The sequence below is a fragment of the uncultured Microbacterium sp. genome, from assembly GCF_913776565.1.
GTDB lineage: Bacteria > Actinomycetota > Actinomycetes > Actinomycetales > Microbacteriaceae > Microbacterium.
This window is the reverse complement of record NZ_CAJYPF010000044.1, coordinates 1-5,451: the sequence shown is the minus strand read 5'-3', so window position 1 is coordinate 5,451 and position 5,451 is coordinate 1. Positions and strand designations below refer to the sequence as shown.

The following is a 5,451-nucleotide window of genomic DNA, read 5'->3' as shown; positions in this document are numbered from 1 at the left end:
CCGTCGGCGCGCACCACCCGGTGCACCGGCACCACGATCGAGAAGGGGCTCGAGGCGCACGCGGTGCCGACCGCGCGGGCCGCGCCGGGTGCCCCCGCCATGACGGCGACCTCGCCGTAAGCCGCGGGGGCACCCGGCGCGGCCCGCGCGGTCGGCACCGCGTGCGCCTCGAGCCCCTTCTCGATCGTGGTGCCGGTGCACCGGGTGGTGCGCGCCGACGGCTCGATCGGAGAGTACGGCGGCCATCCCGAGGTCAAGCGGCACCTGCTCGATCTCGAGGGAGCGGCCGGGGGCCTGCGGGCGGCGGGCTGAACGACGAGAACGCCCGGCCCCGCGTGACGCGGTGACCGGGCGCTCCCTGTCTCGTGGTGTGACCGTCAGTGGGATGACGCTTTCTCGGCGCCGAAACCGGTGAGCGAGCGCACGTCCATCTCGGCGGCCTTGCGGCGGTCCTCGGCGGTGCGCGAGGTCACCGATCCCAACCAGCCCAAGAAGAAGCCGAGCGGGATGGACACGATGCCCGGGTTGTTCAGGGGCCAGATCGCCACCCCCGTATTCACGAAGACGCTGGTGGGCGTGCCCCAGAACACCGGCGAGAGGAAGATCAGCACCAGGGCCGAGCCCAGGCCGCCGTACATGCTCCACACCGCGCCGCGCGTGGTGAACCGGCGCCAGAACAGCGAGAACAGGATCGTCGGCAGGTTCGCCGAGGCGGCGACCGCGAAGGCCAGCGCCACGAGGAAGGCCACGTTCTGACCCTGCACGCCGATGCCGCCGAGGATCGCGAGAACGCCGATCACGATCACCGTGCGACGGGCCACCTTGACCTCGCCGTCCGGCGGCACGTCGCCCTTCTTCACCACGTTGGCGTAGATGTCGTGCGCGAACGACGCCGCCGCCGTGATCGTCAGACCCGCGACCACCGCGAGGATCGTCGCGAACGCCACCGCCGAGATGAACCCGAGCAGCAGCGGGCCGCCGAGGGCGAAGGCGAGCAGGGGGGCTGCGGCATTGACGCCGCCCGGCGCCGCGAGGATCGCCTCGGAGCCGACCAGCGCTCCCGCGCCGTAGCCCAGGACGAGGGTGAGGATGTAGAACAGGCCGATCAGCCAGATCGCCCACACCACCGACCGACGGGCCTCTTTCGCGGTGGGCACCGTGTAGAAGCGCATCAGCACGTGGGGCAGGCCGGCGGTGCCCAGCACGAGGGCCAGGGCCAGCGAGATGAAGTCCCACGGGTTCTTGCCGTACTGCAGACCCGGGGCGAGAACGGCATCCCCCTTCGGAGAGGCCGCCACCGCGCTCTCGAGCAGCGTGTTCAGGCTGAACCCGTTGATCGCCAGCACCCAGACGGTCATGACCACGGCACCGCCGATGAGCAGGAACGCCTTGACGATCTGCACCCAGGTGGTGCCCTTCATGCCGCCGATGAGCACGTAGACGATCATCAGGACGCCAACGACGGCGACGACGACGGACTGCCCCACGCGCTCGGTGATGCCCAGCAGCAGCGATACGAGACCGCCGGCGCCGGCCATCTGCGCCAGCAGGTAAAAGAAGCACACCGCGAGCGTGGTGATCGCCGCCGCCATGCGCACCGGGCGCTCCTTGAGGCGGAACGACAGCACGTCGGCCATCGTGAACTTGCCGGTGTTGCGCATCAGCTCGGCGACCAGCAGCAGGGCCACGAGCCACGCCACCAGGAACCCGATCGAGTACAGGAAGCCGTCGTAGCCGTTGATGGCGATCGCTCCGACGATCCCCAGGAACGACGCCGCCGACAGGTAGTCGCCGGCGATCGCGAAACCGTTCTGCGGACCGGTGAACGAGCGACCCGCGGCGTAGTAGTCCGCGGCGGTCTTGCTGTTGCGGCTGGCCCGGATGACGATGAACAGCGTCACCGCGACGAAGGCGCCGAAGATCGAGATGTTCAGCACCGGGTTGTTCTCGACCGTCTGCACGGCCGCGTCGATGGACGCGAGCACGTCGTTCACGAGCGACCTCCCTCAGCACGCTCGAGCTCGTCGCGCAGCTGCTCCGCGCCCGGGTCGAGGCGACGATTCGCGTACGCGACGTAGCCCATCGTGATGGCGAACGTGGTGACGAACTGCCCCAGGCCGAACAGCAGGCCGACGGTGATCGCGCCCGACACGGGCTGGGCCATGAACCCGGGCGCGAAGGACGACAGCAGAACGTAGACGAAGTACCAGACGAGGAACGCCACCGCGAGCGGGAAGACGAAGCTGCGTTGACGCCGCTTCAACTCCCGGAACGGGGCGGACTCCTCGACCGCGATGTAGTCGACGCCGCTCGTGTGCGCGTCGTCGATCCGACGATCCGTCATGTGGCCTCCTTGCCTCATGAGTACGGCACAGCACTGCGCCGATCGGGGGAAAAAGTCCGGGTCGGCCGTTGCTTCCCCGGTGGTAGGGTCGACGCTACGAAACGCGGCGACGACGCCGTCACCCCCGGAAGTAGGTAGTGCGTGTCCGCACCCTCCGCTCTTCGAGACGATGCGACCCTCGTGTCGCACGCCGTGTCCGAACTCGCCCGACGCACGCACTTCCCCGTCGCCTTCGGTGGTCTCGAGCACGACGGCGCCGTCCACGTGACCACGATCGTGGGTGCCCGCACCCGCAGCATCGACGGCCTGGTCGTCCACGCCACCCGCGGTCTCGGGGGGCGTGCCCTGGTCGAGCGCCGACCCCGCATGACCCTGGACTACCGCACCTCCCGCACGATCACCCACGACTACGACCGCGCGATCCTCGGCGAGGGGATCGCGACGCTGTTCGCGGTGCCGGTGCTCGTGAGCGGCGCTGCGCGCGGCGTGCTCTACTGCGGCTCGTGGGCGCAGGCCCCGGTCGGCGAGGTCGAGGCACGCCCCGCGTTCGACATCGCCGGAGAGCTTGGCACGGAGCTGCGCGTGCGCGCGGAGGTGGAGCGACGACTCGCCCGGTCCCCCGCCCCCGAGGGCGGGATGAGCGCCGGCGCGCGAGAGGAGATCCGCGAGAGCTACGCGCAACTGCGGGGCATTGCGGCGACCGTCGGCGACGACGATCTGCGCCGTCGTCTCGAAGACATCGAGGGTCGACTGGCCGCCCTCACCGGCGACGCCCCGACCGGGCCGGCCGACACCGACATCCACCTGTCGCGGCGCGAGATCGACGTGCTGGCCTGCGCGGCCGTGGGGTCGACGAACGGCGAGATCGCGGCATCCCTGGGACTGCGCGAGACCACCGTGAAGTCGTACCTGGCCTCGGCGATGTCGAAGCTGGACGCCTCGACGCGGCACGCGGCGGTGACCCGGGCGCGGCGCGCCGGGCTGCTGCCCTGACCCCTGAGCGAGCGGTGGGAAAGCCCTGGCAATGGCCGTCCGGGCTTGAGGGCGGCGCCGATTCTCGGCATCGTGGCTGACTCCTGTCGTCGATCAGAGAAGGAGAGTCACCCATGCTGACGCTCACCGAAGAGGCCACGACCGCCGTCAAGACCATCACCGCGCAGATCCCCGACGCCCCGCAGGGCGGGGTGCGCATCCAGGGCGCCGGATCGCCCGAGTCGCAGTTCGCGCTCTCGGTCGTCGAGGCCCCCGAGCCGTCCGACACCGTCGTCGAGAACGCCGGTGCGCGTGTCTTCCTCGACGACGACGCCGCCGCCGTGCTCGACGATCGCGTGCTCGACGCGCAGATCGACCCCGAGCAGGGCTCCGTGCAGTTCGCGGTGACCACCGCGGCCTGAGACCCGCTCGTCGACGACGCCCCGGTTCGCGCCGGGGCGTCGTCGTGCGCGGGCCCCTTCCCGCCCGCGAGACCGTACGTGGCTGACGAGTCGGCGACATCATGACGCGGAGTTGTCAGCAGCGTGCAGTCTCGCGCGCCGCACGGGGGAAGACGGGACGGATGCCGAAGGCTCAGCCCTCGAATACCACCACCTCGTCCGAGGCGGCGTCGTAGACGAACTGCAGGGCGGTTCCGGCCGGAAGGTCGGTGTTGCGCGTCTCGGGCGCGTCCGCGCCGAGCAGCAGCGTCGCGCTCGCGGGGAAGACTCCCGCTCCACACGCGAAGAGCAGGTACCGGCCGTCGTACGAGATCCCGTCGCCGAGCTGCTGCAGCAGAGCGGGTTGCCACACGGTCATGCACCGCGACGCCCCTTCCCCCTGCTCGAACGCCGGATACGAGGCGACCCGGAACCCACGGAACTCCTCGTACGCGGTGACCTCCCCGGACACCCCTCGTGCGAACGAACTCGGCACCGGGAAGCCCGGATCCGCCGCGAGCCGGGCGATCTGCGTCGCTCCGACCTGGAGCGGATCCGTCTGCACGCGCTGCACGACGACGAGGGCCGTGATCGCGCAGCCGACCACCAGCGCCGCGGCGGTCAGCAGGACCATCGTCGACCGGCGCGGCCGCGGCATCCGGAATCGGGATCGGGGATGCCGGAACGGCTCGGCGGAGTCGTCGGAGTCTGTCGGACCGAACGGATCCCCGGGTTCTTGGTCGGCGTCGCAGCCGCCGCCGTCCGATGCCGGCGCGTCGGGTACCGCTGCGACGGCACGCGTGTTCGGGGCCGCCCCGGACGCCGCCCACCCCTCGAGCTCGGCCAGGCGGGCCATCGCCGCGGGATCGGCGGCGATGTCACCGCCCGGGGCGTACGCCCGGCGTCGCAGGGCCGCGAGTTCGTCGTCGATGCTCGGCATCCCCCGATTCAATCAGGATGACCGACGCCGCCGACAGCCGCTCCGCGCACGACCGCGGCCCGTGGCGCGCGCGCTCAGCGCCCCGCGAACGACGGCGCGCGCTTCGCCTGGAACGCGGCGAAGCCCTCGCGATAGTCCTCGGTGGCCGCCAGCGCCGCCTGGGCGCGGTTCTCGAGCGCCATCGCCTCCCACAGCCCCAGCCGCTCGTCGCGGATCGCCGTCACGATGCGCTTGCTCGCGCGGAACGCCGCCGTCGGGCCCGCCGCGGTGCGCCGCGCGGCCAGGGTCGTGGCATCCGTCACCTCGTCGGCGGGGAGGACGCGCGAGAACAGGCCCGCCCGCACCGCCTCCTCACCCGACATCAACCGTCCGGTGTAGACGAGGTCGAGCGTCGCGTGGGTGCCGAGCCGTTCGGCGAACAGGGCGTGGCCGCCCGAGTCGAGGGTCGCCCCCAGCGCCGCGAACGGCGAACCGATCTTCGCGGTGTCGGCGACGTACACCACGTCGGTCGCGATCAGCAGGCCCAGCCCGACCCCGAGGCACGCCCCGTGCGCGGCCGCGAACGTCGGCGCGGGAAACCCGGCGATCCGGCGCATCAGGGGCGTAAGCGTGTCGTCGAGGTAGCCCACGACGTCGTCGGTCGCCGGGTCGACGCCCGAGATGTCGCGACCGGCGCAGAACGACGGGCCCTCTCCGCGCAGCAGCACGGCGCGGGCCCCGTCGGCCTCGGCGCGGTCGTAGGCGGCGGCGAGGTC

The 5,451-nt window shown here is 71.6% G+C and carries 6 protein-coding genes and 2 pseudogenes; 3 read left to right on the top strand and 5 right to left on the bottom strand.

The features are described from left to right. Positions 1–125, bottom strand: a pseudogene (locus QZ433_RS02855) (MGMT family protein); the annotation flags it as partial. On the opposite strand from QZ433_RS02855, the pseudogene QZ433_RS02850 reads away from it, so the two are divergent. Next, positions 124–312: pseudogene (locus tag QZ433_RS02850) on the top strand (MGMT family protein); the annotation flags it as partial. The pseudogenes QZ433_RS02855 and QZ433_RS02850 overlap by 2 nt on opposite strands. Positions 313–377: 65 nt before the next feature. On the opposite strand, the gene QZ433_RS02845 reads toward QZ433_RS02850, so the two are convergent. After that, on the bottom strand, positions 378–1,994 hold the full coding sequence (locus tag QZ433_RS02845) for a sodium/solute symporter (RefSeq protein WP_295779920.1): 1,617 nt from the start codon (positions 1,992–1,994) through the stop codon (positions 378–380). Beyond that, the gene (locus QZ433_RS02840; RefSeq protein WP_108319199.1) at positions 1,991–2,344 is read right to left on the bottom strand and encodes a DUF485 domain-containing protein; all 354 of its coding nucleotides are present in this window, start codon (positions 2,342–2,344) and stop codon (positions 1,991–1,993) included. Before QZ433_RS02840 ends, QZ433_RS02845 begins: the two co-directional genes overlap by 4 nt. A gap of 141 nt (positions 2,345–2,485) precedes the next feature. Here QZ433_RS02840 and QZ433_RS02835 point away from each other — a divergent pair, with 141 nt between their 5' ends. Further along, the gene (locus QZ433_RS02835) at positions 2,486–3,337 is read left to right on the top strand and encodes a LuxR C-terminal-related transcriptional regulator (protein WP_295779919.1); all 852 of its coding nucleotides are present in this window, start codon (positions 2,486–2,488) and stop codon (positions 3,335–3,337) included. 113 nt (positions 3,338–3,450) lie between these two features. Next, on the top strand, positions 3,451–3,738 hold the full coding sequence (locus QZ433_RS02830) for a Fe-S cluster assembly protein HesB (protein WP_295779918.1): 288 nt from the start codon (positions 3,451–3,453) through the stop codon (positions 3,736–3,738). 172 nt (positions 3,739–3,910) lie between these two features. On the opposite strand, the gene QZ433_RS02825 is transcribed toward QZ433_RS02830, so the two are convergent. Further along, positions 3,911–4,696, bottom strand: coding sequence for a hypothetical protein (locus tag QZ433_RS02825; protein ID WP_295779917.1), 786 nt, complete (start codon positions 4,694–4,696; stop codon positions 3,911–3,913). Positions 4,697–4,770: 74 nt separating this feature from the next. Beyond that, positions 4,771–5,451 (bottom strand): enoyl-CoA hydratase-related protein (locus QZ433_RS02820; RefSeq protein ID WP_295779916.1); only part of this gene is annotated, 681 nt, incomplete at its 5' end.